Raw genomic sequence first — 1,586 nt, 5'->3', positions numbered from 1 at the left:
CAGACTGTGTGAAAACCTAGCAATCTGCCCGGCCCTTTAAGAGAATGCTCCGTATCGAAAGATACGGAGCATTTTTCGTTATGGCCTACATACAAGGAGAGTCCCGCAGTCAGACCAGCCTTTTCCCGGTCTCGCTGGAGGAATTGATCCCTGAAGATCACCTCGTACGGGTCATCGACCTGTATGTCGCCAAGCTGGATCTGGGTCAGCTCGGCTTTGAGAAAACTCAGCCCAAGGCCACCGGGCGCCCCGCCTACAATCCCGCCGATCAGCTCAAACTCTATCTTTATGGCTATTTCCAGCGCATTCGTTCGTCCCGTCGCCTGGAAGCTGAATGCCAGCGCAACATCGAAGTGATGTGGCTGATCAACCGGCTTAAACCCGACTTCAAGACCATCGCCGACTTCCGCAAGAACAACAAAGCTGCGTTCGTTACGACGTGCCGGGCTTTTGTGCAGTTCTGCCGAACTGCCGGTTTGATTGCCGGTGACCTGGTTGCCATTGACGGGAGCAAGTTTCAGGCAGTCGCTTCCGCGCGACGCCATCTGAACTTGAATCAGCTCAAGCGTCAGGACGAGAAGCTGGATAAGCGCATCGCCCAATACCTGGCTGACCTGGATTCCACTGATAAGACTGAGGGCGAGCAGGTGGTAGATCGCACTGCGATCAAGGCAGCCTTGGCGGAGCTTGAGGCCAAGCAGCAAGACAATCGCAGTTGCCAGGCCTTGATGCAATCGATGGGGCTGGAGCAGTTCAATACACACGAAAGTGATGCCCGAATGATGCGCACGCCAAAGGGGGCTCGTGTTGCCTATAACGTGCAGACTGCCGTCGACGCAGAACACTGCCTGATTTTGCATCACGAGGTGACGCAGGATGGTGATGACCGCAAGCAGCTTGAACCCATGGCGAAAGCTGCCAAGGCTGAGTTGGGGCAAGAATCGCTGACCGTGACAGCCGATATGGGTTACTCAAACGGCCAGCAGTTCCAGGCTTGTGAAGAAGCCGCCATTACCGCGTACGTGCCGCCAAACCGAACCTCGAACCCAGGTGGAGAGGCATTGTTCGAGCGCAAGGACTTTACCTACGACGCTGAACAGGATCGGTACCAGTGCCCGGCAGGTCAGTGGCTAACCCTGAAGCAGCGTTACAAAGGCGACCGGATCTACCAGGCGGCAATCAGCGACTGCGCTGGGTGTGCGTTGAAAGCCCAATGTACGACGGCCAAGCGTCGCTATGTCTCGCGTCACGCTCAAGAGGAAGCCTTTGAGCGCATGGCGCAGCGAATGCAGCTGCATCCAGAGATGATGGAGCGGCGTAGATCCACCGTGGAACACCCGTTTGGCAATCTCAAACAATGGCTATTTGGGAACGGACGCTTCCTGCTGCGACAACTCGAAGGGACAAGAGCTGAAATGGCTCTGGCCGTGACCGCTTACAACCTCAAGCGAGCGATCAGCGTCCTGGGTGCCAAGCAAATGATGCAACTGATGGGCTGAAGAGCCTTTTTCAGCACAAAAACAAACGCCCCGAACAAGTCGGGGCGTTTGGTCTAGGGCCTGTCAGTGTGTTTTCACACAGTCTGC

Annotated in this window: 1 protein-coding gene; it reads left to right on the top strand. The window is 55.9% G+C overall.

Annotated features, from left to right (window positions below):
- Nucleotides 1-80 precede the first annotated feature (80 nt).
- Complete coding sequence (locus tag ACN6NG_RS29840) at nucleotides 81-1,499, top strand: IS1182 family transposase (protein WP_474317509.1); 1,419 nt, start codon at nucleotides 81-83, stop codon at nucleotides 1,497-1,499.
- Nucleotides 1,500-1,586 lie beyond the last annotated feature (87 nt).

The organism is Pseudomonas sp. TSO6, from assembly GCF_056098905.1.
Note: the sequence above shows the minus strand (reverse complement) of the source record. Positions and strands in the feature narration are given on the sequence as shown.

What these genes read in the sequence shown, in the direction of transcription:
- ACN6NG_RS29840 (WP_474317509.1), top strand. Translation starts at nt 81, where the DNA reads ATGGCCTACATACAAGGAGAGTCCCGCAGTCAGACCAGCCTTTTCCCG.